Here is a 24,405-nt window from a genome sequence, read left to right on the forward strand (position 1 = left end):
TGGCTCATCAGGCAGGGCACTACTGAGGAAATCCGCGGGGGCGCTTTGTGAGCCGCATGGGGCGATGGCTTCTCGACATCGAGGCCGTCCGCGACCGTGCCCGAGCTGCTGCCGGCGGAGCGGACCCGTGCACGCGCATGCGTGCGTACGCAGAGGTGTGCAGCTACGCGGCGGACACGGCTTGGGGGTACGCCTGCCCCCTTGAGGCCGTTCGCCTCCTGGTGCAGGAGGCCGCTCGCGCGTACGAGGAGGCTCGGAAAGGAGTGCTCGTCTGATGACAGAGCAGAGGCCGACGGTCACCCTGAACACCTTCAAGCTCCGGGCGGGAGACGTGCTTTGGAACTACGGAATGCGCATCCTGCTTAGGGGCGAGGCCGCCGTCTACACCAGTACAGGCGGGCGGCTCGTTCACCACTGGGCGGACGCACTCGTAACGAACATCGAGGACGTAAAGGCCGAGGGCTTCATCCCCCTCGGCTGGCTATACCCGGATAAGTGGGGGATCGGAGAACGCGGGGGCTGGGGTAAGGATTGGGGCGCTGAGCCCAAGTGGCCCATCCAAGGCAACGAGTTGGCTTTCTGGCACGTAGAAAGGGAGGAGAGCGAGTGAGCAGGAATCACAACTATGTGGTGTTCGTCGTTGAGGAGCGAACCGTACAGGTGGATGTTCGCGGCGTTTCCTCGGTGCTGGAAGCGCAGAGCGTTGCCCGCGCGGTGGTAGAGGGGAAGCCTCTTCAAAACGCCCGAATATTCAAGCGCTCCCCGTTCCGGCGCCATGCCTCTACAGCCTGTTTGATGAACGACCCGAACGGGAGAGGGTAATGGCCAAGAGAGGACACGACCGTTTCGGTAGAACGGTCATCCCAGGGGATCGCGTGGAGCTTTTCCGAGTCGTAGGCGGTGAGACGGGAGGGGAAGCCCTCGGCTGGAAAGGCGGCCTTCCCGGTGTCGTACGCGAGATCAGCGACGGGGGATGCCTCCTCATCGAGCACGACCAGCGAACACGGTACGACCCCCCTTACGACGTGTTCTCAGAGTGGCAACGGCCCAACGTGGTCGTAAGGCGCTGAGCTGCTTTGGTGAGAGCCGGGGATAGGGATGCTCCCGGCTCAATCCATGGACGCTCACCGATTTGTGTGAACGTGCCATCACAACAGGAGAGAGGAAGGTATGGACGAGAAGGCTCGTTACGAGCCCATGTCGTACGGCCCGGTAGGAGCCGCAGTGAAGAACGCAATGCCGCACACGGAGGCGGACCCTATTGGGGTTCACGCTGCGGTACTGGCGCTGTTCTCGGCCGCATTGAACGGCAAGGTGATGCAGCCGGACGGGAGACCCGTGGTCGTATGGACCGCTCTTGCGGGGCGGTCGATGGTTGGGCGCAAGGGGTTCGCTCTGGCGACAGCTGAGAAGCTCCTGTGGGACAGCATCGGGGAATGGCTCATGCTCAGGCGTGAGGGTGGCATCTCCTCGGGCCCGTCCCTCGTGCAGACACTCTACGAGAGGGAGCAGGAGTCACTTACGTCCGAGGGGGGCTTGGACGGTCGATGCGTGATCATCGATGAGGAGTGGCAGTCAACGCTTCTCATGGTCAAGCGCTGCCCCAAGTACAGCGGGGTGTTGCGGACTTCGTGGGATGGGAAGCGGATTTCCAATGTCACGAAGAAGGACGGCAAGAAGGTTGAGATCACGGTTCAGGAACCCGCCCTCGGGTTCCACGCCCATATCCAACCCGCCCTGTGGGCCAAGTTCATCAGCCTCACGGAGGCGCAGGGCGGTTCATACAACCGCATCCTCCCCGTCATGGTCGAGCGGTCCAAGCGGCTCCGCCGCAGGGACTACCGGACGAGCAACCCGTTGGACGCAATCAAGGTCTCGGGCTCCCTCAAGACGGCGTACGAGTGGGCTTCCAAGGAGCGGCGTCGGATGGTACTCGGGGAGACCGCCGCTGACCGTTTTGACGAAATCAGTGCCGAGTACGAGGACGCTCTAGAGGAGCTGCCGGAAGATGTGGCCTGCTTCATTGAGCGGTCAGCAGAACAGGTCATGCGCGTTGCCTGTGTGCTCACTGCGGCAGAGCGAAAGTTGGTCGTGACGGTCAAGGCCCTGGAGGCTGCCAAGGCTTTCGTGGACTTCTCCATAGCCTCTGTGAAGCAGCTCATCTCTCAGAGCAACGTCACCAAGTCCCGCACGATCCTGCCGCTTGACGTGAAGATCCGTCAGAAGCTGGAGATGTACGGCGGGGAGATGACTCAGACGCAGCTCTACAAGGCTCTCTCGGGGCGGTACTCCTCCGCTCAGATCCTCAGCGCGGTTGAGGACATGGCTGACGTGGAGGTGATCCAGGAGCGGCAGCGCCGTCCTGGCGCCAACCCGAGTGTCTATCGGCTGGTCCCTGTCATGCCGGAACCCGAGCCCGTGAAGCCTGCTCCGAAGCGCCGGGCTTCCACGAGGAAGGCCGCGGTGCCGGCTGCGCGGAAGCCTGCCACGAGGAAGGCGCCACCCAGGAAGACAGCGGCCAAGAAGGCTGCGCCCAGTAATGCCGCCCAGCCCGTAGCGGCTGGTAAGTAGAGGAGAAGGCACATGCTCAGCGAAGCAATCAAGAAGCTGCTCGGGAACGTCAAGCCGGGGGACTACGTCACCGCCGTTGGCGTCGACACCCGGGGAGCAGAGGTCAAGCGGGTAGGGACACTTCTTGCCCCTCCGAAGCCGGTGAAGGGCAAGGGAGGAGAAGGGGCCCGACTGTGCATCGGGCTCAAGGGCACCGACCCCGAGCAGCGGTCCACGTGGGCCCTGCTCTACGAGAGCAACGGCTCCGTGAAGCGAATCAAGCCCCCGGTGCCGGGCGAGGACTGGACGAACGGGCCTCTCAAGGACATCCCCGGAATGCGAGTGGACGCGCCCATGCACATCCTCTACGGGGGCAAGGGCGGCAAGCGCGCCACTCAGGAGCCGACGAACGGGGAACGAGCGGAGATCGTTCACGTGGGGGAGGGCCGCTACGAGGTCCGCTCGCTGGCATCCGGTAAGGCGCTGTTCTCCGGTGCCTGGGGCGCACAGCTCTGGTGGTCTCCCGCTGCGGAGAACGGAGAGCCGTACATCGAGGACCAGGACCAGGACCAGGACCAGGAGCACGAGCGCCAGGAGCAGAACGAGCCGCAGGACCAGACGGCGACGGAGCACCGATACGGAAAGGCGGTATACCACGTAAGGACGGGACAGGTGGTGGGGTACCTCACCCCGCTGAAGTTCACCCCGATTGGAGACGTTGAGTAAACGAACAACCCTGGGGAGAGCTTGAGGGATGAGTGAGAACATCAGTGCAGGGAGGCCGTGCCCGGCCCCCACCTGTATGCCCCCGCGCAAGACCACGACCGGCCGCATAGTGCAGGGTCGCTATGCCTCTCTGTGCCAGAAGTGGGCGCGGGGACAATGGGCGTGAAAGATCACACTTGAAGTATGGGGGACTGCCGTGAAAGTCTCCGCTCAGTAACGAACGAGATTCCGCGTAGGGATGCGGTGGAATCTCTCTCGACTCGCCGTAACTACACAACACAGGCAGGTATAGCGATGGCTCAGAAGGTTGAAGTTCTCCTCATTGACGACCTCGACGGGGGCGAGGCGGACGAGACGCTGACGTTTGCGCTCGACGGCAAGACGTACGAGATCGACCTCAAGGCGAAGAACGCTGACAAGTTGAGGAAGGCTTTGCAGCCGTTCGTGGGTGCGGGCCGCAAGGTCGGGAGGACGACCTCCGCCGGCAACCGCGGGCGTGCCTCCGCCGCTGCGGGTGGCAACTCGGACACGGCCAAGATTCGGGCTTGGGCCAAGGAGAACGGCCACGACATCAATGACCGTGGGCGCGTGCCCGCCTCCATCCGTGAGGCATACGAGGCTGCCAACAAGTAACCGCTTCTGTAGGTCAGTTGAGCGGCCCACCCCTTCGGGGGTGGGCCGCTTTTCGTTTCGTTTGAGGGATGCATGCACGTTCACGTTGGGCACAACGTGCCCGGACAAGAGCCCGGGCAACAACAGTGCTTCTTCGAAGCCGCCCCCGCTCTCTCGGCCCTATGCCGACTCCTGGCCCTCCAAGCGGCCTACTACCGCGAATCCTGCGAAGAGCCCTGTGCTCCCGCAGGCGGGTGCAGGTGCCTCCGGTGTGGGTGCGACTGGTGCGCCCTTGCCAGAGAGGTGGACGACGCCCAGCCGTTCTCTGAGGCGGAGGGCTTGGACGCGATGGAGATAGGGGCGGATCTCCGATGGACGTTCCAGCCTCCGCAGGGCGAGGCCATCGAGATATGGGCGACCTTCAAGAACGGCGCCCAGGGGGTCTGTGAGCACCGATGAGACAAGGGGAAGTCGTGTCGACAGCAGTACTGAGTACACCGGACATCGAGGCACGCTACGGGCGGGGCTACTCGGCTCTTCTGGGGCTCCTCGTTGGGGAGCTGCACAGAGGGGGCGTCACGAAGGTTCGGACCGCGAGACGGGCGTCTAACGCCCGTGCCGAGGGCCTGCGGGTGGCCCTGGTGACCCTGCTCCACACTGAGCACTTCATGTGCGGGGAGCTGGCTGCGGAAACGGTCGTCAGACACGTCGAGGCGTTCCGGGGGAGGGGCAGTGAGTGAGCGAGTCTTCACGACTGCCGAACAGCTCGAAGAGGGGCGGGAGATCGATGCGGGGGACCCGACGGAGGCGCCCCTGATCCTGACCGTTGACCATGTCGACGTTGAGGGCCTGGCCGTGCTGGTCTGGACGCGGGAACTCGCCTTCCCGCTCTCGGCGCAGGTCGGGGAGCAGGTGACCTACGCTGATGTGTAAGTGCGGTGCTCGGGACTACCGAACCCATCTCAAGAGGGCGGCTGAAGGCCGCTGCCCGGGGCACGTCTACCGGGGGCACTACTGGGGAGAGCAGCAGTGAGCGACTTGAAGAAGCGGTATCGCGTGACGCTTCACGCACACGCCAAGGCAGTTGCGGTTGTGGAGGCGTCTGACTACACGGAGGCCAACTTCCTTGCGAGGGCGGCGGTCGAGGAAAAGAACGCGCAGTTCCTTCCGGTCACGGGCTGGACTCCGGTTATGACCCGCGACCTCCATGAGGAGGCTGCGGAGGGCGATTGCACGAGTACCCAAAGCCCCAACGACAAGGGATAACGTCGGTGAACGCAAAAAAGGCCCCCTCCCGGAAACGGGAGGGGGCCTTTTTTGTTTCTCTCTCTACCCCAGGTGCACCCCTGCACCTAGCCAGTTCCGACGACTAACCCCAGCGGGTGTCATCGGTAGTCAGGTCGCCTGCTGGGTCCTTGGTCAGTGCCGAAGCCGTCTTAGCATCCTCGTGGGACGCAGCCAGGACACCGACACCGAGCAGACCAGCGGACGCAGTGACGAGCGCTTCCCACGGGATCTTTGGCCACACGAGGACCAGAGCCGGCACCAGGGCCGCGAGGACGGAGTAGATACGCACACCGTGCGTCGAAACGAAGTTGGTCATAAGGATCTCCTTAGCTAAAAAGCATCTTCCACGTGAGCGGACCGGGGTAGCCGTCCGCGTCACCCTTGAGTTCTGCGTGGGCAAGCTGGAATGCCTTCACCGCAGCGCGATCAACGGCGGTCCAGGTAGGGCCTGGGCCCTGCTTGTAGAAGCGGCCAAAGCCCTTCTTGACGAGCTGCTTGCCGAGCTGCGTCACAAACGCGTTCTTGGCGCCCGTGCGGAAGTAGGAGGTTCCGGGGAACGCCGGAATGCCGGGCTTGTTCGCGGGCGGCTTGCTCGGGGAGGTCGAGCCCTTGCCCGGAGCCTTCTTGAGCTGAGCCGCTACGTCCTTGCGGAAATCGTCCATGTCCCACGCTTCGCCCTTGGCGGAGCCAACCGGCCCCTTAGGGTCGATCTTCCGCGTGGTGCCCTCCTTGTGGCCGATCACAGAGTTGGCGGTCCAACCGTGATGGCGGCAGATTGCAGCGGCCCACTTAACCGCAGCGTCGTACTGATCCTGCGGGTAAAAGTCCCTGCCGTTGCCCAGATTCTCTATCTCAATGCCGTAGTAGTGCGCATTGCCGTCTACAGGCTCGGACCTGGTCGGGGCAGGATGCTTGCTGGACTCGGCAATAACAGCCGCGTGAGCGTTCTGGGCGAAGGTCCCGGCGTGATTTGCACGTCCGTTAGCAACCATGGTCACCTTGCCCGACTTGGCAAGGTGAGAGTGACAGAGCGGTCCCGGAAGATCCGGGGTCCCCTCGTAGACCACGCCCAGAGAATTGGAGCCTGCGGTGTGATGAATGACGACGCCATTCATTGGTCCCCAAGAGCCCTTGTGGTTCCGGTTATGGGTCCGCCATCCAGGATGCTCATATACGCTCAGGCCCTCGGCCTTGAGCGCTGCAACGAACTGATCGGCGGTCATAGGAGTTGCCATTAATCCTCCGTGGGGTTAGCGGGCAGCCGAAGAGTGGCAAGCCGGATAGGGTCGAGAGAAGTAAGGAGCTGGATTAGCCGAGCGTTCTCGGCCTCAATCCGTGCAAGGCGGTTCTTGATCTCGGTGAGATCGCTGGAAAGGCGGTCTGCCCGCTGCTTCTGGGCTTCTGCCTCTTCACGCCATACGCGCGCAGCGCTCGCCCGACCGCTCGCCAGAACTACGACTAGGGCGGCTGCAAAGGTCGCTATAGGGCCCGAGACAGAGAGGAACTGAGAAAGGGTCATTCGGCCCCCTGAGGGCATGAAAAAAGCGACCACTCGTAAGTGATCGCTAGGGCTAAGAGCTAGATGTCAGGCTTCGGCAATGGTGGTGACGGTCCCGTTCGAGCCCTTCCACTTCAGAGCGCCACCCTCGGCGTACAGGACGCCGCCGTTACTCACGGACTCTGCCGGCGGAGAGACAACGTTGGTCAGGCTCACTCCGCCGTCTGCGTTCAGGGGGGCCAGACCTCCGGGGACGCCCATGCGGGCGGACACTGCGTTAGCGGCCCGTTCAAGGCTTCCGTGAGGGTCTTCAGCGGTCACGTGCGCGCTCAGCCGCTCCCCGACATCGGTAGCCAGGAGTGCCACGCGAGCACCGCCGAAGTCGACCCACACACGCTCGTGTGGCGGCGACATCTCCGGGCCAAGGAAAGACGGGATCATGCCGTTCTCGTCGGCTGTGAGACTGTCTGTGGGGCTGCCATCCGTGTATCGCAGATCCGTTATCTGGGTGGCCCCCATGGATGGACCGTCCCAGACGGTTCCAGTCGCGTGAGGGACACGGACACCTGCTGCGTCCTCTGCCACATCAGCGGCTGTGCCGCCGAATCGATTACGGGCCATACGGCCTCCTACTCGTTGAAGTAGTTCGCCTCGTAAACCCCTGACAGAGACAGCGTTGATGTGCCGGGAAAAAGCGTCAGGCCGTCAAGTCCCGCCGCAGGAGTCGTAGGATTTGGGTAGTGCAAGTAGAGCGTCGTTGTTTTGGGGCTCGTCGTGGCCGTGATTGCCACAAGGTTGGGGTACCCATCGGCCTGGGTGGGGTTACTCAGGTATCCGTGGATAACCTGTATCCCGCCTGAGTTGCAGACCTGCGGCAGGGCGATGCCCATACGCCGCGTACTATCGTTTGTCTTCCAGCCTACGCGCCAGGGGTTCTCAATGGTGACCTGGAACCAAACGATATTCGGACCAAGCCAGCGCCAGCGCCCAGTCCGCCACTGAAAAGGCACGCTCGTATCGACGTTGACCAGGGAAGGCACGTACTTCTGCGACTTCCCAAGGTGCCGCGTTGGCACGTAGCCATCAACGCCCTTATAAGCCTCGGCCTGGCCCCCAGTATCGTTGTGATCGGTGTCCACGATAAAAGCGTTCTGCGCCATCAGGCTTGCGGTGTCCGCCGCGTTCCACGGCACAGCGACGTGATGACCCACGCGGAAGGTGGAGCACAGGACGAGGGTGGGTGCACCGTTCTGTGCAGGCACATCGACTATGTAGAGCGGCATTTCCCATACCCCGTTACGGGACCGGGTGGGATACGGAGCTGTAGGCGAGGCCGCTGCCGTCCCCTGTCGGAGGGCCATATTCACGGCACTCTGCGCGATATCCAGGCGGAGTACGATAAGGTCCTTGCGTGCATAGCTCGTCGAGTTAACCGCAATCGTGAATGTCTTGGGCGAAGTGCTCTGATAGTAGAAGCCACAGACCCAAGCGTTGCCGGGGGATATTTGCACGTCCCGACCGTTTGTAACGGTAGCCGTAAAAGGAAGCGTCTCACCCGGTACTTGCAAGCGATAGTCGATGGAGTCGGGAGCCCAGGAGGCGGCCATAGCTTGCCATTGGGTTTGGGATACGACCTGCGTCCCGCCGCGTGAGTTGTCCTCTGTGAACGGATAACTGATTTCGGCCAATACGTCACATCCTCGCCTCAAGCCTGCGCAGCTTCTTTTGCATCTCGTAAACGGTCTTATAGAGGTTCAAGGGGTCGCCGGTTCCTTGTTCGCCGATCTTCGGCGAAACGTCCTGCGTGTTTCCGCCGTCATCGACTGAGACGACAACCTCTCTCACGACATCGGAATACTCGGTACCGTCGACAGCGACGGTCACCTTGTCGCCCACGTAGTAATCACGGCCGAACTGACAAGCCTCGGTGTCGATGGGATAAATCTGAAAGTTGCCGTTCTTCTCGCCCTCGGTGAGGGCATCGGAGGCGGCCTCCGTCAGGGCGTCTTTGGCCGCCGTCAGATCGTCAGCCGTCATGGTCGAATCCGCTTTCACGGGAAGCCCTGTTGCCCTGTCGACCTTGAGCTGAATGTCTCGACGGTCAAGGAACGACTCGATCTGAACGCCCCATTCAGCCTCAGAGGCGGCGTCAATCTTCTGGTAGAAGTAGCGCTCTAGCTTCTCGCCGGCACAGCCGACAATGACCCTGGTCACCTTAGGAGCATTCAGTGTCCAAATGTACTCGCGCAGATTCCCCAGCTCGGGCGAGAAGCGGACTTCTTTGGAGCGGTCTCGCGGGGCGAAAATCTCTAGGTCGATCTGTTGCGTCTCTGCGTTGTAAATGAACCTGTAGGCCGCACCCCGTTTGCCGTACCATTCCTCAATCTTGGAGCCTATGGAATCAAACTGGAGACTGTCGGATAGAGGGATTCCTATGGTTGTCGGCTGCGTGCCGAAGTTGATCCCTGGCACTTGTCGATTCGTTAGGGCGGAAGGGCCGAGACTGTTCCGGAGTTCGCTCCAAATGGCGCTGCCAGCCCTGCTGCCCGGGACTATCCGGCCGGGCATGCGGGCCTGGTACTGCTGCTCTACAGGCTTGGTCGGGTCCAGAAAAGCAAGGCGACGGTAGGCCATGGTGTTATGGCACTTGCCCGCTATGTAGAGCGACCCCGGTCCGGTGTGCTGGACCTTGGTCCAGTACTTCTGATAGGTGTCAACCTGACCGGAGAGAAGCGGCTTGCTGACGCCATCCCGCCATATGGCGATGCCTCCGCCCTTCTCGATGAGTTCGGACTGCGGCGTGCCGTCCTTAATGAGGAGCTGCCAGGCACCTTCCTGGCAGAGGCGGACGGTGAAGTCCAGAGAAAGCCATTGGTCGATTTCACCGACTCGCTTCAGGCTCTTGTCGAAAACCTCGACGCGGTAACCCAAGAATCCCCCTAGACGAAACTTGCGTACTTCGGTTGGAACGTAAGGAGGACAGCGGCCTTACCCGAACCGGTGACAACGGATACTTTTGCTTCGGAATCTCCTGGATCGACAGACCAGAACTGCGGATTAGTGTCGAGCTTGCTCCAGTAGTTCTTTCCCTGATCGTCCTTGACGGTCTTCTGTCCCGGGCGTGTGTCGATGGTCAGGGTTCGGCCCGTGGGAACGAGGTCGGTGCCGTCTGGTATCGGAGATGCGGAAATCCTGTCTCCTTTGGGTCCCCTTAGGGAGAAAGATTTAATGGGCCCGTACAGCACCCACATAGGCCATGCCTCGATGTCGCCGGGGTTCGTGATGGTCAGGCTCTCGCCGGCACCGCCGAGTACGCCATTGCTGAGCCGCAAGGGGAGGAACGCCCGAGTTTTACTGAGTAGCGGGTCACCGGTCCCGAAGGCCCAACGAGTGCTCTCCCACTGGTCGGCATAGAACCAGGGGTCCATAGCGGTGAATGTGAGGCCGTACTTTGCCCAGCAGAAGCCCGCGGCCTCGCCTTCGGCACCCTCCATTCCGCCCTTGTAGTACGCGTTCAACTTGCGTGCGACGCTCGCGCCGCCCTCGGTGAACTTGAGTACGCAGTAACCGCGCTTCGGATTGAGGGCCTGAAAGAACTTTCGCTTCAGCGCGTTGATGGTCTGGCGGTCAACTCCGTACAGATAGACCGGAATCATGACCTCTCGTGCAGTGGCACGGGCAGATCGGTAAATCGAGCCGTCGAGATTCGGGGAGTCATCTGAGAAGAGCCCGAAGGGCGGCATGTCTAGCCCGGTAGCTCCCGGCTGCATGATGGCCGAGGGCCACTGACCGCCATTGAGGACGGTCAGGGGGATTTCCTCCCCCTGACCGCTGTTGCCAGTTATGGAAACGCTGGTCCTGCTCCAGGCGACCGGTACGGGCGGTGCCAGTGCAAGGGTGTTCGGAGCAGCGGACCGGGCCCCAACGGGAATCGGCAATGGGAGCCTCCTTTACAGGGTGGTGTAAAGGGCCTCCGCCGTCCGCAAGGCCCTTAGCACGGCCTGAGGCGTTGGCTCTGTCCGAGCCTCGTGCACATGGATTTCGTACTTCTTTCCGTTCAGGAGCCCTTCGGTCTCCCTGTTGTTGAACACGCGTTCACCGCCGTTGAAGGCGACAAGCTCCCGACCCTTCTCACCCACCATGGCTAGGCCAGGCGAGGCGGAAAGAGTTCCAGTGGCGTATCCGGTGTTTCCGGCTAGAACCGACTGCCACCGAGAGCCGTAGCGATTCTTGGCGTAGTTCAAGCCGGAATAGATGTTGGCTAGCGGCTCCACAGAGACCCCGTACATCTGGGGCTGTGTCCCCCTGAAAGGCCCGGCGTAACGAGCAAAGGTGGGACCGATTACCTGAAGCAGCCCGACTGATGGAGTTCCGTTCTTCCAGTTGATATCGGTCCGGTTGACCGCTAGCGGGTTACCGCCCGACTCCAGGTTGATTCGGTGCAGAACTGTGGGGAGCGCGGATGCGGGCATGCCGTTCATGGTCATGGCATGCATGGCCACGTTCTTCCACTTCTTAGCCCCGCCAACGCCCTTGATGGGTCCGCTGTAGCCCTCGAAGAGTTTCTTCGCTGCCGCTGACGAGGTGGAATTGACCCTCTCGCCGTCCGAGAAGTCAAAGAGCCCGTCGAGGTTGGGCATTGCTTCTTTCGCGTTGGCTAGGTATTCCCCTGCCACTCGGCCCGCGTATTCGTCGGGAGCTTGAATGACATCCTTCACCGTCTGGACCATGCCAATGAGGTTGTTGTAGCTTCCCGTGACAACCTCGGTGACATCGCTGAATGCGCCGGAAAACGTGTCGATCGGATTGGTTACGGTGTCCCAGATAGCGCCCGCAGAGTCGGTGACTCCTCCTAGGAGGTTGTCCCACATCTTTTCGAGGGTTTTCACCGACCACATGTCGCTGAAGTAGCGCTTACCTCGCTCGACAATGTTTCCGTGCCCCTGCCAGACGTCCTGCCAGAAGTACTCACTCACAATCGGGCTCAGGGTTCCGCCGAGAATACCGGCTAGCTGACCGATTCCCGTGGGTACCTTCTTCAGCAGCGAATACACATCATGGGTGATCCAGTCGTACATTCCCTGCATGCGGTTTGATGTGACCGACCCACCTACACGGGCCGAGTGATCGCCCGTGCGCAATATGCCGCCCTGCGTACTTCCGCCGAGCGGGTCAGACGTGGAGTCCATTGCCATCGTTTGGAGCATCGCTGTGCCGATAGGGCGAATATCCTGAAGGGCCTGGAGATCCTTAATGTCCTGGAGGTTGAACTTGCCCCCGGACCCTCGCGCATGTCGGCTGATCTGGCCACGGATAGCCAGAGCGTTCCACGAGTTGATCCGCTCCTCACCAATGGCGTTGGTGACCTCTGGGCGAAGGACCGACTCACCGGGCGACAGAATCGCCGGGATGGAGTCGACCCACGGGGCATAGCCCGGCATGACAGCGCCCACGTCGGACGTGCGCATGACGCCACCGCGGGCTCGCTTCTTGCTCTTCTTTCCGCCGCTGCCTGAGCCACCGCCACCAGGCGACTGCTTGCCGATCCGGCCAAGGGCATCGTCCAGCCCATCGCCCTCGTCCTTAGCCTTGTTCAGGGCCTTTCGGAGGTCGTCAACCCGCTTGGTGATGTCCTTCAGGCTCCGGTTGTTCAGCAGCCCTATACGGCCAGCCAGAGAGCCCGCTCCCGTGCCTTGCCCGACCTTGTCGTACGCACCGTCAGCGGCATTCGTCAGCTTCTTGAACTCGTTGATCAGGTCAGTCAGGCGACGCTTGTTCAGGTTCGCGGTGCGGCCTGAGGTCGAGGACGACATAGCGCCGTCGCCGATCTGGTCCGCTGCCCTCTTCGCAGCGTCCTTGAGGCCGTTTATGGAGCCGGTGACACCCTTGACGTCTTTGCCGTCGAGGTTGCCCACACGGGTGTTGTCAGACGTGATCTGCCTGCCTGCCGCCTCAGCGGCGCTCCGGAGCTGATCGAACTCGGTCGTGACCTTATTGAGGTTCTGGCCGTCGAGCGCGTTGACATCGCGCTTGGCCTTGCCCAGCTCGGTCACGAGATCCTGAGCGGCCTTGTGGGTCTTCTCGACTTCTTGGCGGAGCTGGTTCAGGGAAGTCGAGTTGGCCTGTCGAGCCTGCGTCTGGACCGAGTTGACCGCCTGAGACGCCTGGGTCGCGGCGCCCTGTACGGACCCGTTGCCGTTGCCGGCGAGGGCTTGAGCGATCTGGCGCATGGACTCGCGGTTGGTCTCCCGCAGCTCGTCGCGGAGTCGAGTTGCTTCGTCACGTGCCTCCCGGATCTGGTCCTCAAGGGCCCGGATCTGGCGCTGTCCGTCCTCCTGGCGGGAGTCCCGGCCTAGAAGGCCGTCGACCAGGCGGCGACCGGTTGAACGGTCGTCTCCCTGCCGGAGGGTGGTGCGCTGCTGTCGGTAGGCGTCACGGCCTGCCCGGCGCACGTCACGGCGGCTTTCCCCGTTGTCCCGTGCATCCCTGCGAGCGTCACGAGCTGCCCGCCGCTGACTGCGGATGTCCCTCTGTCCCTCGTAGGTGCGAACACCTCCACGGACGAGGGCAGCCGCAGGCTGGAAGAGCCTGCCGACCAACCCCACAGCCTTGCCCAGCACCTTGGACAGGAGACCCACGGCCAGGATCAGAGGGCCCCACTTGATGAGGAAATCCGCTATCGGGCCCGCCAGATCAGCGAGCCCGGACTCCTCGATCCAGTCGGCAGCAGAGTCCAAGACGCTGATGAAGTGCGATGCCCCGTCGAGAAACTTTCCGAGGAAATCGTCAACCTTGGGGGCCCACTTCCCGGCCATGTCGGTTACCTGATTGAGGATTCCTCCCTCAGTGCGGTAACCCGTCACATTGCGATTACCGAAGCGGTCCTCTGTGTAGACGGGGACCTTCTTGCCCATGAGCTTCTCGCCAAGAGCGGTGTACTCGTACTGACCGCCCTTGCCTTCCTTGACGAACAGATTGCCCAGCTCGAAGGACGCTCGTTCCTTCATCTGCTGAAGTCGACCGGTGATCGTCTCAGAAGTCATCTTCGCGGCGGACCCAACCGAGCCATCACCCTTCTGAGATCCCTTGTACTTATCGGGATTCCAGTAGTTGAGCATGGCGTTCATGATCTGGGTTCCGCTAACGCCCCCGCCCTTAGCCGCAGGCGTACCCACGACCTTCCACATCTTCTGAGCGCTGGGGAATCCGAGAAGCTGAGCAAGTTCCGAGGCGGGCATACCGGAGGCCGCCGCAAGTTGCTTGACGTTCTTCGTCGGCGCCCGGTCCATGTCCATGATCATGTCCATTGCGTACATGGCGCGGCGGAATTGATCGGGCGCTAGGTTTCCCGCTCGTGCCATTGAGTCGCCAATGGCCATAATGAGGTCTGTGGTCTTCTCGGCCGCGCCGTTGGCGGCCCTCGTCCGAGTTCCTGCGTTCTTGCTGTACCAGTCCTTGTCAGAGCCAGCGACGGAGCGAATGAGCTTCATCTGATACTCGTGCATCACGTCGATGCTGAACGGAGTATCGATCGCGTAATTCTGAATTGCGGACATCTGGCCCGCTGAAACTGACTTAGAGACGCCAGCAGCCGAAAGGCCGAGCTGACCGAGAAGGCGCTTATCCGCGCTCTCCACGCCGATGGCCGTCAGCGCGGCGCCGGCACCCGCCAACGGCATCAGGAAGCGGGTGTTCAGGATGTTCGCAGCCTCATTGATGGACTGCCCGACCTGATCGAACCACGTGCCCATTTTCCGGAGACTCTGACCAGTCTTCGCGAAGTAAGACTGAGTGGTCGTGTTGGTCGTGTTGATGTTCCGGTTGATATCCCGAATCTGGTCGCGGAGTTGCACCATGCGGCGCTGCTGATCAGCAATGCCGTCCTGAAGCGTCGCCCGCTGTGCTGCGGCCTGCTCCCGGAGAGCCGCAACCTGCTGTCGTACTGCCTCGCGCTGGGCGGCTATCTGCTGCCGCAGAGCCTCGCGCTGGGCCTGGACCTGAAGCCGGGCCTGCCTCTCAGCCTGCTTGGTCTTCTCCCGCTCCAAGCGGTCGTGCTCCCGCTGCGTCTGGAGCTGGAGCCGTTGACGGTCGCGCTCCAGGCGCTCAGCCGCCGTCTGCCGCTGCCGTGCAGCGGTCTCCTCCTGGCGGACCGTTTCCCTGAGTGCCCGCCTGGTCTCAGAGGAGGTCTCCGCCAAGAGCCGCTGCTTCTTCTCCTCGGCCTTGCGGTACTCCTTGAACCGCTTAGCTGCTTCCTCGCCAAACTCGCGCGTAAGCTGCTTTTCGATCTTCTTCAGAGCTTTGGCCGAGTCAACGGCCTCGGCCTCAACGGCTTCCTTGGCCTTCTTCGCCTGCTTGGCGGCCTCCTTCGGAAGCCCCGAAAGGCCCTCCTTCACTGCCTTGTTCATTTCCTTGGCGGCAGTGACGCCGATCTTGCCCAGCTCGGAGGAGACCTTCGCCCGAAGCTCCTGCACGTCCTTCTGAAGGATCTTGGGGACTATCTCGACGTAGCCGGTACCGACCTTGATTGGTCCGCGACCCTCAGCCATGGGGCCTCCTTAGGCGCTATTCAGCCGCCCAAAGAACTCCGTGAGTTCGCGTGCATCGCTGAACTCGGGCTGTTGCTCGGGCTGCGGCTCCGGATCTCCGGGCCGTGTGATCGGGGGAGGAAGCTCAAGGGCTCGTGCGTCGTCTTCATCGACGTTCGCCTTGAGGAAGAGGTAATTCGAAAGCTCAAGCGCGTCACTCACGCGAGCAAGCATGTAATCCGACTCAGCCCAGTTGGCCCGATGGTCCATGGCCATAAGCAGAGTTGAGCGTCCCGGCTTTGCCACCAGGGAGTTGATAAGCACGCCGATACGGCGGAGGGATAGCCGTCCGCGCCACAGGTCCAGGAGGTCAACGTCGAAGAACTCAAGGAGGTCAGCCTCAAGTTCGTCGGGAAACTCCTGAATGACGCGAACGACCGCCATTAGTTTCCCGAGTCGTCATCCCGCCCGTGAGCCTCGGACATCTTGACGGAAAGCTCACCGAAGTCCTCGATGTCAGGCCGGGTGGCCATGTAGGCCGCCCACTGGTCCTCGCCAAGAATGAGCTGAGTGGCAACCAGCTCGTCATCCGTCATCAGGACTTCAAGGGGAAAGTTCCTTGGGTGTGGAATCTTGAACTCAAGCCCTCGGTGCTCGAACTTGGCAAAAGTGCCCTTGGCCTCAGCCTCGGCCGCAGCAACCTTCTTCTTCGTGCTGGCCTTCTTCTGGGCGGGCTTCTTGTCTTCGGGCATTGGTGACTCCTTGGGGTGGGTGAGAGAGGCGCTGGGGAAGGCGTCCTGCCCCAGCTCAGGAGGATCGTTTCTGCTACGGAGCAGCGGAAATGATGTCGTCGTTGGTGAAAACGGACCCGAGGGTGCCGGCTGAGTCCAGGGCCTCCATCGTCAGCTCGAACTTTCCGTTTTCGGTCCGGCTGAGCTGGATAGCGCCACGGTCCGAAATCATGGCCCGGGGGATGACCACTCGGTTCCGGATGGCGTTCTGGTTCCAGTCGACAACGATGCTGAACTCCTTGAGGTCAGGAGTGGAAGCAAGGTCGAGCCGGAAAACGCCAGTACCCACAGGAGTTGGATCATTCGACATGATCTCAACCCACTGGGCGCCCCAGAAAAGCTCTGTGGTGATCTCGCTCGTCTCCTGGAGGGTCGCCTTCACGGAGAAGCTAGCCGAAGTAACGTTGTAAAGAACGGGAGTTGCGGACTGCCACGCGTTGACAGGCTGCGTCTCAATGGAAGGCGTCAGAGTGACACCGCCTTCATCGACGTAGCCAAGAGCCTTGTAGCCCGCGGGCGCCGTATCGACCGTCCCGAGATCCTTCGGAACAACCAGCCCCTCAGAAATAGGGGCAACGTAGATGGCGCCGTTCGGCGCAAACCGGATCTTCTTTGGATCGTTGGCCATAGGGCCTCCTGAGCGCATGAAAAAGCCCCCAGGGAGGGGGCTGAGAGGGGGAGTTGGGTTGGGTCAGGCTTCGGTGTAGAACACGGCCACCTGACCGCAATAGACGTGCTCTCGTGAGCTGTCGTCGGGGTCGTACTTCGGGGAGTCGATCTCCTCAACGTCCAGAACGAGAGCGTCACCAACCGACGTGTTAGGAAGACCCTCAAGCAGCTTCTCTCTTACGAGAAGCGCGAGGTCTACAGCTTCCTTGCGGTCCATGGAGTAGGCGGCGTACTCGACGTCAACACGGTCCATACGATCCCGCACAACCCGGTAGCCACCCATGTGTTCCAGGTAGACGGCTGTCTCGCCGGTGACGTGATTGTTGAGGTCACCCAGGACGGAGCCCGCAGGGATGTCCTTCTGGGCTCCGAGGTAGGTGACCAGGAACTCAATGGGATCGAGTCTCATCGTGTGCCGACCCTCGCTTTCAGAAGGGCGCCCTTGAGCCAGTGACGGCCCTTCACCCTGTGGCCCCGAGGAGTCGTGAAGCCGCGCTCTTGCAACAGGGCGTGACGTGCTCGGGGGTGAGTCTCAATGACGATGCCGCCGTACCACCCGGACTTGTCCATGTAGACCACGGAATCGATCTGATTCCGGATGCTGTTCCAGGCGGTTCGGCGGCTAGGCCGCCGTGGTGCATCGCCCTTGGCGTACGCGTCGATCCTCTTCACGGCCAGCTCAAGCGCCTCCCTGGTGCCGGGCAACATGAGGACCTGACGTTCCCAGCCGCGATGCAGGACGAACTTGGTGCGGGCGCTCTTACCGGTCATCGCACAGCCCTCCAGAGGGAGAGCTTCAGGTGCTTGCGGGAGGTGAAGCCCCACACCTCGGGCTCGCCGTCGACCTCGTACATGAAGCCGTTGCACTTCACCCGGTCCCCCGAGGAGACGAGGGCGGAGTAGGGGAGGAAGGCAGTAAGGCGCTCACTGGACTGGTCCCGCGCGGGGGAGAAGGACTCGTACGACGCATCGGGCTGGACTGAGGCGAAGCCTTCCCAGACCTTCGCGGCCTGGTCCCAGTCGGGGCGCGTGGTGTACGCGCTCGATGTCGTGGGGGCTCGCCAGACCTCCACTGGGTCTGTCATGAAGAGCACTAGGCGGGCCACCCCCTGACAGACAGAGAAGGGCCCTCCCTGCGCAGAGTGAGAGATCCCAGACGGCTCCGCCTGTAGGGCGTGAGACTGGTACGAGTGGCAGGAGAGAGCGTCTGCGCCGAGCTGGGCGCGGAGAACTCAACCTCGACCTCCCCCACTCGCTCCCTGCCGACCCCAGGAGTGAGGGCAAGCCAGCGGATGACCTCGGAGCAAGCCAGGGCAGTGATGGAGTCAGGGACAACCTCATAGCCCCAAGAGGCCGTCAGGGTCACCGCGGATTCGCCCCATCCGGCCTCACGGATCAGTTCGCGGCCGTTGAATGTCCAGCCGGTGACCTCCTGGCCGTCCTCGAGAACGCCGGCAACGGTGAGGAAGGTCTGATACCGAGCCGGGACAGTGAGGACACACCCGCCCTCGGCGTACAGGGTGATGAGCTGGTTCGTCCGCCTGGCCATGTCTCGGCCGCAGTAGTCCTCTATGAGACCAGTGACATCCCTGAGGAAGGCGTTAATGCGGGGCTGCTCGTCCGCAAGGACGGGCCGCCCGATACGGGCAGCCACGTCCTCAGCAGTTGCTAGCGGCATTCGAACTCCCTAAACGAACAGGGGAGATCAGCCACCAGAGGGGGCGCTCTCCGTGATGGAAATTTTCAGGCCCCTAACAAACTTCTCACCGATCACGGTCCCTCGGACGTTGTAGTCCGGGTCTTCCTTAATGGTGGTGAGGCCATACATCGTGTCGAGCCCGATGGTGTCCGACTTCTGGTTGTAGTTGTAATCAACCAGCATGCGGGTAGCGATTCCGTTCACGTTCTGGATGCTGCCGGTGACGGCACCCATCGGCAGCGACGGGCAGGCAGACGCAATGAGCATGGCGCTCTTGTGGAAGAGGTACATCTCCAGACCGAAACTGTTGTGGATCACGATGTCGAAACCGTAGATACGGCCGACAGTCGCACGCCGAAGGGCGTTGGTGTCGCCGCTGTAATCAAACGCCACAAATTCCGGGTCCTTCAGAAGGATTGCCTCAACCTCAGGACCGGCGATGAGGTAGCGCTCAGAGGTCGGAACCTGAGCAACATTCATATTCTTCCGCGCGTCGACCAGTGCGGCACGAATTGCGAGAGCACGCGCAGACATGTTCTCGCCCGTACCATCCGCCTGCGGAATTGTGACTGCGACGTCACCGCCAAGCACCTTCGCCTGAGCGGCAGTCAGGCCAGACCGGGTGATATTGGCCTTGATGAACGCGGCAACCGTGTCATCGAAATACTCAGCGAAACCCCTCGTGAGCTTCGTGAGTACCTGGGCGCCGAACTGGCGGAGGTCGAAAGCAACCTGCTCCATACCGAGCGCCGTGGCGTTCTGGGCGAGCGTGGTGAGCTGAACCGGGAACCGGGTTTCATTGATGTAGCCATTTGGGGCTCGACGGTCAGTGTCCGGCAGAGGCCGATCCGACGCAGCCGCAAAGACGTTCTTGTCACCAGTGATCGGGTTCTTGATCGGAGTCGAGATACCCGACTCCTGAACCGGAATACCCCTGGACTCTCGGTTGACGTTGATTACGTCACCGATTCCGCCAGTGAAATTCAGCTCGCTGTATCGGGCCGGGATGCCCCCAAGGGTGAGCTGACGGTCCAGGATGCCGAGCGCGGCAATGGTGACTTGCTTAGGGTCAAGATTAAAGTGGTGCTGTGTTGGCAATGCAGCCTCCAAGGGGGCATGAAAAAAGCCCCCGAGGGGGGCTTAATCGCACGCCGTTGAGGCTGCCAAAAACCCCTCTACTGAGGGCTAAGCGGTAGAGGGGGAGACTTAGAGAAACGTTCCGCCTGCGATGTAATCGGCAAGTTCCGTGGGGTTGGTACTGGCAAACTTGCCGCTGCTGTCGCGGTTGTGACCGGCTCCCGCGAGGTGCGGGAACTCCGTTCCGGAGGAAGCCGTGGGGGGCAGGGACTCAACGAACGCCTTGACCGCGTCGGAGTCGGGGCGCTTGTCGTCGCCCGTGAAACGGCCCAGGTCGAGGAACTTCAGGTCAGGGAGGCTGGCACCGGCTCTGAGGGCCTGGAGCTGAAGTTCAGCAGTGACCAGCTCGTTGGAGACCTCTCCAAGGGCGGACGTCCGGCCCTCGGTCCGAGCTGTCTCAAGCGCAGCCTCCTGCGCCGCCTGGAGCTGCTGAAGCTCGGCGCTGCTGTCGTTCCAACGCTTCTCGTTGGTCTTGCTCAGCGCCTTCCAGCGGTCTCGATCCGCAATGACCTCTTCCAGCGTGGGAGAGGCAGGGGGTGTGACCGGAGGTGTGACAGGGGGAGTCACCGGAGGATTGCCCTCGGGCGTCTGCTTGTCGCCGGCACCAGCGTTCTGAGTCGTCATACGTGCTCCATTTCGGAGGGACCAGCCATTTCGGCTCGTCGTGCGTGCTGAGACCTTGCGAGGCAAGGTGGGTGTATGGAGAGGGCACCGATAACCGTTCATCCGCCGTCCCCGAGTGGGGGCCGACGCGTCACCGCGCGAGGGCAGATCCTCGGCCTGGCGCACAGTGACGCCGATGTTGTCGAGTTCCTGCGGCGCGCTGGTCTGGAGGACGCAGAGAGCTTCCTTGATGACCCGATGTGGGTCTCCTGGCGCGGTGGTCGCGCCCACGAGTACAGCGCCGCTTAGGCAGGTTCGTGGATCTTGCGGTTCGCGTTGCCCGCGTTGCCCTGAGGGGGTTTGGTTGCCGCAGGGGGCTGCGCCTGAGGCTGCGGCATGAGCTTCTGTACCTCGGCCTGAGCCTTCGCGTCCTGCTTCCGCATTTCGCGGAAGTCGGATATCTCGGCTGCTGAGAACCCGGCCTCGTGCCACAAGAACTCAAGGGGCACGTCGAGCTGCTTCAGCTTGAGAAGCGCGTCAATGTGCTGCGCTTCAGTGCGGTACTCGGGATCGCGCCAACGCGTCTCCATTTCGAAGGCGTTTTGACGCTTGTCGTTCTTAACCGCGAAACAAAGCCTGATGACTCGCTCCCATGCTTCGCCGAAATGAAGCATGCGCTCACGGACCTTGGCGACAAGTCCGGCCTCAGCCGAGATGATCGCTTCGCCGGAAGGCGTGTTGCTGGAGTTGACCAGGAAGTAATGACTCGGAACCCGCGAAACGGTGGCGAGATGCTGCACGAGCATATCGACCAAAACCACATAGTTCTTGAGGTCGGCCGAAGGGAAGGCGCCGAATGCGGCTTGCGGGTCCTCGGCCTGAAGAAGCTTGTCTAGGCCGACATCGAACGGCGCTCTTGGCTTTCCGTTCTCGTCCTCTTGGATCTCGATACCTGTGGCGTACCTTTGCGGATACGCTGCCGCTTCAGAAGCGGTGAGAGCGTCCATGGTGATCTTGTTGATCGCGTCCTGAATCGGGACACAATTTGCCAGATCAGATACGGGCTCCATGCCAAGTCGAGAACGGTTCTCGAACGGCACGACGGGAACACGCTTCAGCGGGTTCGTCTGCCGTACGCCTTGGTCCCATTCGGTCGTGCCGTAAGCGACCTCGTAGACGTACTCCTCGGTCCAGAGCGTGACCTGTTGCCGGCCCCAGGCGTCCATCTCGAACCGAGCTGCTGCCTCAAGCTCCCAGAGCGACCCTGGCTTGTAGCTGACAGCCATACGGTTGCCAGGGACAGGCGTGATGGTCGGCTCACCATCAGCGTCAGCCCACACGACGACATACGCGTTACCCGTGATCAAAGACTCAAGGTGCACCGAGGTCGAGTAGGCATCCATACAGGAGCGCTGCCAGAAGGAACGTGCGTCTTTTCCATCGTCCCCGCCAGGAATGCGGAAGCTATCGATGTGCAGACGCTCGTTTGTGGCGTCGATGATCGTGCCGCAGAAGTTGTCTCGCCACTGCTCGAAGACACTGGCGAAAGCAGCCTTATACCGCATCTGCGAGAACGCTAGCTTCTGCTGCTCTCCCTCGTAATAAGCGCTGTACGCCTGTGAGGGGTGCATTGGGCCCGGTACCTTTCCATACAGGTACATGAGCCACTGCTCAGGATTCTCCGGCTTACCGATGAAAGCGGTATGGCCTCCTGGCGGAACGATCATAAAGGGCCTCCTTAGAAGCCCACTACGCGGCTCCTGCGAATCTTGAGACGTCCATCAGCGATGGCATCGGCGCGTGCCTCCAAGGCGAGTACTGCGCATACGGCTAGGTCGATCTTGCGCTTAGAGCGCGGAGAATCCTTCTGAATGAGAAGCCCCTGAGGCACTTCCCGGGTCACGGCATTGAGCACGTGACGGGTAAGGCGGGGGTCTCCGTCGTGCTTCAGGTCATTGACCATTGCGGCGGTACGGAAACGCTCCACGGCCTGAGTCATTCGAGTTGGTTTGTTGGTCCAGAACTCAAAGACGTAGTCCTCGCCATGTTCAATTGCCCAACGCCCAATGGCCTCTTGCCAGTACGGCGGATCGGCGTACAGCCATTCAACGCGGTACTCCTTGAAGGCGCGGACAACCGCAGCCTCCACGGCGAGAACGTCGACTTCCCAGTCATCATGCGCGTTCTCTGGGCGCTCCCATACGCCGAGGACAAATAGCTTGGCGTCACGGAGGCGGACGCCGACAAGGCCCGTTGCGTCTCCCCGGATTGACCCGTCAAAGCCGATGGCTATTTGGTCGCCTGGCATGATGGGGTCGTCTTCCTCAAAGCAGGCGTCCCACTCGGTCTTACTCATCCAGCCGTCTGAAGACTCGGCTATCTGGTTGAAGAAGAAGCGGCAATACGTGCTGTCGGGAGTCGTACGGTCGTAGAGGATGGTGCGGGTCAGGCCCTCGATATCGGCCCAACTGGCGTCCCCGTACGCTTCTACGAGGGCCGCTCGCACTGCGGCAGGGTCTCGAATGTCCTCAAGGGCAATGGAGCCCTCTAGGCAGTCATAGAGCCAATAGCCCTGAGCGACCATCTCCGACTCGTGAATGATCTGGGCAACGCTGTCCTCGTTCGGGTTGTAAGCGTTCGTCGTAGAGACCCAGCGGGAACCCGCCTTCGTGGTCTTTTCGATATTGCGCTTCAACGTCTGAAAGAAGTCCGGTCCCCCCGTCGAGCCCACCCAGTGATGGCATTCGTCCATCAAACAAAACGATGGGCGGTTGCCTTCATTTGTGCGGCCCGCAGTCGCCTTTGGCTTGATGCTTCCAGGCTTCCCAGACTTGAACTGGACGACCATTTTTCCGATGTCCAGGCCGTATACCGCTTCGGCAGGGGACTCCGAGAGCATTCCTCGGATCATGTCCATGGTCTGTTCTGTCTGATCGAGCGCTGTGGCGCCAATCTGGACGACAGGCAGGGGGACAGGCTTGCCAACTGGAAGGCCGAGCGCGTCAAAGTGGGAGAACCTACAGGGGCCTAGGAACTCGACAATGGCGAGAGCCGCCAGAAGTGGAGTCTTGCTAAGCCCCAGCCCTTCGCTCGTCGGAGCGTTGCGGCTGAGTAGGCCCACCCCCCATCAGGTCGGATGCTGTAGAACCACAGCACAAACCTCAACTGCTCGGGGGTGAATTGCCAGGGCTCACCGGCCCTGTCTCCATCCGGCTGAACAATGAATTTCTGGGCCCATCGAATGATCTGGTAGCCCAGCGTCTCACTGGGCTTCGGGACCCCTGCGGGCAGATTTCCTGTCTGCAAGGATCACCGCCTATCTAGGAGCCGTTCAGCAGGTTGTAAAGCTCCTCGTCCATATCCAGTTCTCTCGGCGCCTCAGCGGCGCCCGCGGGCTCGTCATCGCCCGGCTTCTCGAAAGTCATGCGCAATCTCGCCCTGTCCTCGACCGTGGCGCCCCACTTGGCGACTCGCTGCCGGATTTCGCCTGCCAACTTGAGGTCACCGAGGAAGAGGCCATCGACCAACTTCGTGGTCAGCTCCAACTCAGCCCAGTCGGTCTCTGTCCATGCAGCCGTCTGCGGGGAAGTGCTCCACGTCCGCCAAAAGCGCTTAGCTCCGGGGGTGTTGATGCCAAGGCCCTTGGGCAGCTCGCGCCCGGGTTGGGGCTCCGCCGGCAACCTCTGTGCGTTTGGGTGCACGTTGCGGCGCTGAGCGTTCTCCTTAGGTGCAGGCCCTCGTGTCATGGGAGCCGCACCCCCGAGAGGTCGAGGCCCACGAGGTCCGCCAGGTCCTCAAGCTCGAAGAGCGCGTCTTGGCGCCAACCTGCCTTGAGTTGTGCGCGGTTGGGCTGGTCAGGGGTCCTCAAGCGAGGGCCCTCGGGCTCGTCCTGGCCCTCGTGCATCTGTGCATCACTCCTGCTGCGACATCAATAACGAAGGCCCCTCCCGGGGGCCTGGTGGTGGTCTAGCTAGCAGGTCTCGAACCTGCGGCCTCTCGCTCCCAAAGCGAGCGCTCTACCGACTGAGCTATAGCCAGATGCGGGGCACCGGACTTGCACCGGCCCGCCGCCGGTTCCCAACGGAGTGACTAGCTCCGGGTACTAGGGCGGGGCTCTCTCGTGAGCTTCCCCTAGCCCGGTCGTCGCGCCGGTCAAGGCGCGAAGTACGGGCGTTGCTGGGCCGGTTGGACTTGAGCCAACGTCTCTCGGTTTTGGAGACCGAGCGCTCTTCCTTTTGAGCTACGTCCCATTGCAAGAGAGCCGCTGTCTCACAGCGCCAAGGGAGTGCATGCCCTACATATGTCTCT

Annotated in this window: 28 protein-coding genes and 2 tRNA genes; 8 read left to right on the forward strand and 22 right to left on the reverse strand. The window is 61.8% G+C overall.

Annotated features, from left to right (window positions below):
* The first annotated feature begins 274 nt into the window (after positions 1–274).
* On the forward strand, positions 275–610 hold the full coding sequence (locus ABZ877_RS11605; RefSeq protein WP_361068139.1) for a hypothetical protein: 336 nt from the start codon (positions 275–277) through the stop codon (positions 608–610).
* Positions 611–734: 124 nt separating this feature from the next.
* Here ABZ877_RS11605 and ABZ877_RS11610 read toward each other — a convergent pair whose 3' ends face one another.
* Entirely contained in the window at positions 735–992 is a 258-nt protein-coding gene (locus ABZ877_RS11610) for a hypothetical protein (protein WP_361068142.1), read from the reverse strand.
* A 178-nt stretch (positions 993–1,170) separates the two neighbouring features.
* Between ABZ877_RS11610 and ABZ877_RS11615 the strand changes: the two genes are divergently transcribed.
* The 6 genes from ABZ877_RS11615 to ABZ877_RS11640 all read left to right on the forward strand — a co-directional run bounded on the left by ABZ877_RS11615 (position 1,171) and on the right by ABZ877_RS11640 (position 5,154).
* Positions 1,171–2,571, forward strand: a complete 1,401-nt coding sequence (locus ABZ877_RS11615; RefSeq protein ID WP_361068145.1) for a DUF3987 domain-containing protein — start codon at positions 1,171–1,173, stop codon at positions 2,569–2,571.
* A gap of 12 nt (positions 2,572–2,583) precedes the next feature.
* On the forward strand, positions 2,584–3,276 hold the full coding sequence (locus tag ABZ877_RS11620) for a hypothetical protein (RefSeq protein WP_361068148.1): 693 nt from the start codon (positions 2,584–2,586) through the stop codon (positions 3,274–3,276).
* 294 nt (positions 3,277–3,570) lie between these two features.
* Positions 3,571–3,909, forward strand: a complete 339-nt coding sequence (locus ABZ877_RS11625; RefSeq protein ID WP_361068151.1) for an Lsr2 family protein — start codon at positions 3,571–3,573, stop codon at positions 3,907–3,909.
* Positions 3,910–4,361: 452 nt separating this feature from the next.
* Entirely contained in the window at positions 4,362–4,628 is a 267-nt protein-coding gene (locus ABZ877_RS11630) for a hypothetical protein (RefSeq protein WP_361068154.1), read from the forward strand.
* Complete coding sequence (locus tag ABZ877_RS11635) at positions 4,621–4,821, forward strand: hypothetical protein (protein ID WP_361068157.1); 201 nt, start codon at positions 4,621–4,623, stop codon at positions 4,819–4,821. Before ABZ877_RS11630 ends, ABZ877_RS11635 begins: the two co-directional genes overlap by 8 nt.
* Positions 4,822–4,917: 96 nt before the next feature.
* On the forward strand, positions 4,918–5,154 hold the full coding sequence (locus tag ABZ877_RS11640; RefSeq protein ID WP_361068160.1) for a hypothetical protein: 237 nt from the start codon (positions 4,918–4,920) through the stop codon (positions 5,152–5,154).
* Positions 5,155–5,257: 103 nt separating this feature from the next.
* Here ABZ877_RS11640 and ABZ877_RS11645 read toward each other — a convergent pair whose 3' ends face one another.
* The 16 genes from ABZ877_RS11645 to ABZ877_RS11720 form a co-directional block, all read right to left on the reverse strand.
* A complete protein-coding gene (locus ABZ877_RS11645) occupies positions 5,258–5,491 on the reverse strand; it encodes a hypothetical protein (protein WP_361068163.1) in 234 nt (77 codons plus the stop codon).
* Positions 5,492–5,501: 10 nt separating this feature from the next.
* Positions 5,502–6,398: a peptidoglycan-binding protein gene (locus ABZ877_RS11650; protein ID WP_361068166.1), complete on the reverse strand. Its 897-nt coding sequence runs from the start codon at positions 6,396–6,398 to the stop codon at positions 5,502–5,504.
* Positions 6,399–6,760: 362 nt separating this feature from the next.
* Complete coding sequence (locus ABZ877_RS11655; protein WP_361068169.1) at positions 6,761–7,192, reverse strand: glycerophosphodiester phosphodiesterase; 432 nt, start codon at positions 7,190–7,192, stop codon at positions 6,761–6,763.
* Positions 7,193–7,302: 110 nt separating this feature from the next.
* Positions 7,303–8,361 (reverse strand): hypothetical protein, encoded by a 1,059-nt coding sequence (locus ABZ877_RS11660; RefSeq protein ID WP_361068172.1) that lies wholly within the window; start codon positions 8,359–8,361, stop codon positions 7,303–7,305.
* 4 nt (positions 8,362–8,365) lie between these two features.
* Positions 8,366–9,604 carry a hypothetical protein gene (locus ABZ877_RS11665; protein WP_361068175.1) on the reverse strand — a complete coding sequence of 413 codons (1,239 nt, stop codon included), beginning with the start codon at positions 9,602–9,604 and terminating at the stop codon, positions 8,366–8,368.
* 8 nt (positions 9,605–9,612) lie between these two features.
* Positions 9,613–10,611 carry a phage tail family protein gene (locus ABZ877_RS11670; RefSeq protein WP_361068178.1) on the reverse strand — a complete coding sequence of 333 codons (999 nt, stop codon included), beginning with the start codon at positions 10,609–10,611 and terminating at the stop codon, positions 9,613–9,615.
* Between the two features lie 12 nt (positions 10,612–10,623).
* Positions 10,624–15,219 carry a hypothetical protein gene (locus ABZ877_RS11675; RefSeq protein WP_361068181.1) on the reverse strand — a complete coding sequence of 1,532 codons (4,596 nt, stop codon included), beginning with the start codon at positions 15,217–15,219 and terminating at the stop codon, positions 10,624–10,626.
* 9 nt (positions 15,220–15,228) lie between these two features.
* Positions 15,229–15,642: a hypothetical protein gene (locus tag ABZ877_RS11680; RefSeq protein WP_361068184.1), complete on the reverse strand. Its 414-nt coding sequence runs from the start codon at positions 15,640–15,642 to the stop codon at positions 15,229–15,231.
* A complete protein-coding gene (locus tag ABZ877_RS11685; protein ID WP_361068187.1) occupies positions 15,642–15,950 on the reverse strand; it encodes a hypothetical protein in 309 nt (102 codons plus the stop codon). Before ABZ877_RS11685 ends, ABZ877_RS11680 begins: the two co-directional genes overlap by 1 nt.
* Before the next feature lie 73 nt (positions 15,951–16,023).
* Entirely contained in the window at positions 16,024–16,617 is a 594-nt protein-coding gene (locus tag ABZ877_RS11690) for a hypothetical protein (RefSeq protein WP_361068189.1), read from the reverse strand.
* A gap of 63 nt (positions 16,618–16,680) precedes the next feature.
* Positions 16,681–17,067, reverse strand: coding sequence for a hypothetical protein (locus tag ABZ877_RS11695; RefSeq protein WP_361068192.1), 387 nt, complete (start codon positions 17,065–17,067; stop codon positions 16,681–16,683).
* On the reverse strand, positions 17,064–17,429 hold the full coding sequence (locus ABZ877_RS11700; protein ID WP_361068195.1) for a hypothetical protein: 366 nt from the start codon (positions 17,427–17,429) through the stop codon (positions 17,064–17,066). Before ABZ877_RS11700 ends, ABZ877_RS11695 begins: the two co-directional genes overlap by 4 nt.
* On the reverse strand, positions 17,426–17,743 hold the full coding sequence (locus ABZ877_RS11705; RefSeq protein ID WP_361068198.1) for a hypothetical protein: 318 nt from the start codon (positions 17,741–17,743) through the stop codon (positions 17,426–17,428). The genes ABZ877_RS11700 and ABZ877_RS11705 overlap by 4 nt, the downstream gene beginning before the upstream one ends.
* A gap of 8 nt (positions 17,744–17,751) precedes the next feature.
* Complete coding sequence (locus ABZ877_RS11710) at positions 17,752–18,336, reverse strand: phage gp6-like head-tail connector protein (protein ID WP_361068201.1); 585 nt, start codon at positions 18,334–18,336, stop codon at positions 17,752–17,754.
* A gap of 27 nt (positions 18,337–18,363) precedes the next feature.
* The gene (locus ABZ877_RS11715; RefSeq protein WP_361068204.1) at positions 18,364–19,467 is read right to left on the reverse strand and encodes a hypothetical protein; all 1,104 of its coding nucleotides are present in this window, start codon (positions 19,465–19,467) and stop codon (positions 18,364–18,366) included.
* Positions 19,468–19,563: 96 nt separating this feature from the next.
* Positions 19,564–20,118, reverse strand: a complete 555-nt coding sequence (locus tag ABZ877_RS11720; RefSeq protein WP_361068207.1) for a hypothetical protein — start codon at positions 20,116–20,118, stop codon at positions 19,564–19,566.
* 75 nt (positions 20,119–20,193) lie between these two features.
* On the opposite strand from ABZ877_RS11720, the gene ABZ877_RS11725 reads away from it, so the two are divergent.
* Positions 20,194–20,406: a hypothetical protein gene (locus tag ABZ877_RS11725; protein WP_361068210.1), complete on the forward strand. Its 213-nt coding sequence runs from the start codon at positions 20,194–20,196 to the stop codon at positions 20,404–20,406.
* On the opposite strand, the gene ABZ877_RS11730 is transcribed toward ABZ877_RS11725, so the two are convergent.
* The 5 genes from ABZ877_RS11730 to ABZ877_RS11750 all read right to left on the reverse strand — a co-directional run bounded on the left by ABZ877_RS11730 (position 20,403) and on the right by ABZ877_RS11750 (position 24,347).
* Positions 20,403–21,824, reverse strand: a complete 1,422-nt coding sequence (locus tag ABZ877_RS11730; RefSeq protein ID WP_361068213.1) for a phage portal protein — start codon at positions 21,822–21,824, stop codon at positions 20,403–20,405. The two genes, ABZ877_RS11725 and ABZ877_RS11730, sit on opposite strands and share 4 nt — an antisense overlap.
* 11 nt (positions 21,825–21,835) lie before the next feature.
* The gene (locus ABZ877_RS11735) at positions 21,836–23,014 is read right to left on the reverse strand and encodes a terminase TerL endonuclease subunit (RefSeq protein WP_361068216.1); all 1,179 of its coding nucleotides are present in this window, start codon (positions 23,012–23,014) and stop codon (positions 21,836–21,838) included.
* 403 nt (positions 23,015–23,417) lie between these two features.
* Positions 23,418–23,642 (reverse strand): hypothetical protein, encoded by a 225-nt coding sequence (locus tag ABZ877_RS11740; protein ID WP_361068219.1) that lies wholly within the window; start codon positions 23,640–23,642, stop codon positions 23,418–23,420.
* A 417-nt stretch (positions 23,643–24,059) separates the two neighbouring features.
* Positions 24,060–24,135: transfer RNA gene (locus ABZ877_RS11745), tRNA-Pro, on the reverse strand.
* Between the two features lie 138 nt (positions 24,136–24,273).
* Positions 24,274–24,347, reverse strand: a tRNA-Trp gene (locus ABZ877_RS11750).
* Between the last annotated feature and the right edge of the window lie 58 nt (positions 24,348–24,405).

Source organism: Streptomyces sp. NPDC046939 (assembly GCF_040644575.1).
GTDB lineage: Bacteria > Actinomycetota > Actinomycetes > Streptomycetales > Streptomycetaceae > Streptomyces.

Bases quoted from the DNA above. Each gene is read 5' to 3' on its own strand.
- ABZ877_RS11720 (WP_361068207.1), bottom strand. From the start codon at position 20,118: ATGACGACTCAGAACGCTGGTGCCGGCGACAAGCAGACGCCCGAGGGC.
- ABZ877_RS11625 (WP_361068151.1), top strand. From the start codon at position 3,571: ATGGCTCAGAAGGTTGAAGTTCTCCTCATTGACGACCTCGACGGGGGC.
- ABZ877_RS11725 (WP_361068210.1), top strand. From the start codon at position 20,194: ATGGAGAGGGCACCGATAACCGTTCATCCGCCGTCCCCGAGTGGGGGC.
- ABZ877_RS11655 (WP_361068169.1), bottom strand. From the start codon at position 7,192: ATGGGGGCCACCCAGATAACGGATCTGCGATACACGGATGGCAGCCCC.
- ABZ877_RS11710 (WP_361068201.1), bottom strand. From the start codon at position 18,336: ATGCCGCTAGCAACTGCTGAGGACGTGGCTGCCCGTATCGGGCGGCCC.
- ABZ877_RS11730 (WP_361068213.1), bottom strand. From the start codon at position 21,824: ATGATCGTTCCGCCAGGAGGCCATACCGCTTTCATCGGTAAGCCGGAG.
- ABZ877_RS11685 (WP_361068187.1), bottom strand. From the start codon at position 15,950: ATGCCCGAAGACAAGAAGCCCGCCCAGAAGAAGGCCAGCACGAAGAAG.
- ABZ877_RS11705 (WP_361068198.1), bottom strand. From the start codon at position 17,743: ATGACAGACCCAGTGGAGGTCTGGCGAGCCCCCACGACATCGAGCGCG.
- ABZ877_RS11650 (WP_361068166.1), bottom strand. From the start codon at position 6,398: ATGACCGCCGATCAGTTCGTTGCAGCGCTCAAGGCCGAGGGCCTGAGC.
- ABZ877_RS11735 (WP_361068216.1), bottom strand. From the start codon at position 23,014: ATGGACATGATCCGAGGAATGCTCTCGGAGTCCCCTGCCGAAGCGGTA.
- ABZ877_RS11645 (WP_361068163.1), bottom strand. From the start codon at position 5,491: ATGACCAACTTCGTTTCGACGCACGGTGTGCGTATCTACTCCGTCCTC.
- ABZ877_RS11620 (WP_361068148.1), top strand. From the start codon at position 2,584: ATGCTCAGCGAAGCAATCAAGAAGCTGCTCGGGAACGTCAAGCCGGGG.
- ABZ877_RS11615 (WP_361068145.1), top strand. From the start codon at position 1,171: ATGGACGAGAAGGCTCGTTACGAGCCCATGTCGTACGGCCCGGTAGGA.
- ABZ877_RS11680 (WP_361068184.1), bottom strand. From the start codon at position 15,642: ATGGCGGTCGTTCGCGTCATTCAGGAGTTTCCCGACGAACTTGAGGCT.
- ABZ877_RS11690 (WP_361068189.1), bottom strand. From the start codon at position 16,617: ATGGCCAACGATCCAAAGAAGATCCGGTTTGCGCCGAACGGCGCCATC.
- ABZ877_RS11700 (WP_361068195.1), bottom strand. From the start codon at position 17,429: ATGACCGGTAAGAGCGCCCGCACCAAGTTCGTCCTGCATCGCGGCTGG.
- ABZ877_RS11695 (WP_361068192.1), bottom strand. From the start codon at position 17,067: ATGAGACTCGATCCCATTGAGTTCCTGGTCACCTACCTCGGAGCCCAG.
- ABZ877_RS11605 (WP_361068139.1), top strand. From the start codon at position 275: ATGACAGAGCAGAGGCCGACGGTCACCCTGAACACCTTCAAGCTCCGG.
- ABZ877_RS11675 (WP_361068181.1), bottom strand. From the start codon at position 15,219: ATGGCTGAGGGTCGCGGACCAATCAAGGTCGGTACCGGCTACGTCGAG.